Here is a 1233-nt window from a genome sequence, read left to right on the forward strand (position 1 = left end):
TGATCTTCCCCGGGTTCCGTGGAGCCGCGACAGCTGGTTCTATGCGACTGACAGGGTGGTGTGGAGCCTTTCATATTCGATCGGCGTGAGCATGCCCAGGGAGCTGTGACGGCGTTGCCGGTTGTGGAAGATTTCGAGGTAATCGAAGATCGCGTTGGCCAGCTCGATGCGGGTCTTCCACTTGCGGCGGTTGAGCAATTCGGTTTGCATGCGGCCCCAGAACGACTCGATCATGCCGTTGTCGTAGCAGTCCCCGATCGTGCCCATCGATGGGACCAGCCCGGACGCGCGGGCGCGTTCGGTGAAGGCCCAGGACGCGAATTGCACTCCATGATCGGAGTGGATCACCGTTGCGTCGGGCCGGCGGTTGCTGATGGCCATGCTCAAAGCGTTGGTGACCAGCGCCGAGGTTTGTGACGCGTCGATGGACCAGCCAACCACGCGGCGGGAGAACGAGTCGAGCACGACAGCGCAGTAGACCTTGCCTTCGCGGGTCGGATGCTCGGTGATGTCGGTGACCCACAGCAGATCCCGTGCGTCGCGGTCGAACTGGCGGTTGACCAGGTCACTGACGGTCGGTGTCTCGCGTAGCGGGCGGCGGTATCGGTGCGTGGGCAGGCCCTTGATCCCGGCGCGGCGCATCAGCATCTCGACCGCGTTGTGCCCGACGATGATGCCGTGGCCGAGCCGCAGTTCGGCGTGGACCCGTGCCGCGCCGTAGGTGCCACGGGAGGCCAGGTGGACTGCGCGGATTCTCTCGGTCAGCCAGGCGTGGCGCAGCGAGCGGGCTGACGGCGGCCGGTTGCGCCAGGCGTAGTAGCCGGACACCGACACGTCGAGCACGCGGCAGCACAGGTCGACGGAGAATCCTTCAGCGGCCAGGGTTTTGATGGCCGCGTACCGGGCTTTTGGGGGCACCGCCTCCTTCAGCAGATCGGCGGCCCGGCGGTGGATCGCCAGTTCGGTCTCGAGTTCCGCGATCCGCCGGCGGGCCTTGCTCAGCTCAGCCAGCTCGGTAGATGTCACGCCGGGCAGTTGGCCGTTGTCGATTGCCTCCTGCCGCCGCCACACGTAGATCGTCTGACCACTTATCTGCAAATCGTTCGCCAGCTGCGTGACGGTCCGACCGGCCTTCAACAGGTCGAGGACCTTCCGGCGGAACTCGGGCGGATAGCTTCTCGGCACGGGTCTCCTCAAAGAGCGCCGAGCATAGAAGATCAACCAAACCGACTC

1 protein-coding gene is annotated in these 1233 nt (G+C 65.1%); it reads right to left on the reverse strand.

Features of this window, described 5'->3' with window-relative positions; translation table 11 throughout:
- Positions 1–39 precede the first annotated feature (39 nt).
- A complete protein-coding gene (locus Ato02nite_RS50885) occupies positions 40–1185 on the reverse strand; it encodes an IS3 family transposase (protein ID WP_213013957.1) in 1146 nt (381 codons plus the stop codon).
- Positions 1186–1233 lie beyond the last annotated feature (48 nt).

The organism is Paractinoplanes toevensis (assembly GCF_018332695.1).
GTDB classification, from domain to species: Bacteria; Actinomycetota; Actinomycetes; order Mycobacteriales; family Micromonosporaceae; genus Actinoplanes; species Actinoplanes toevensis.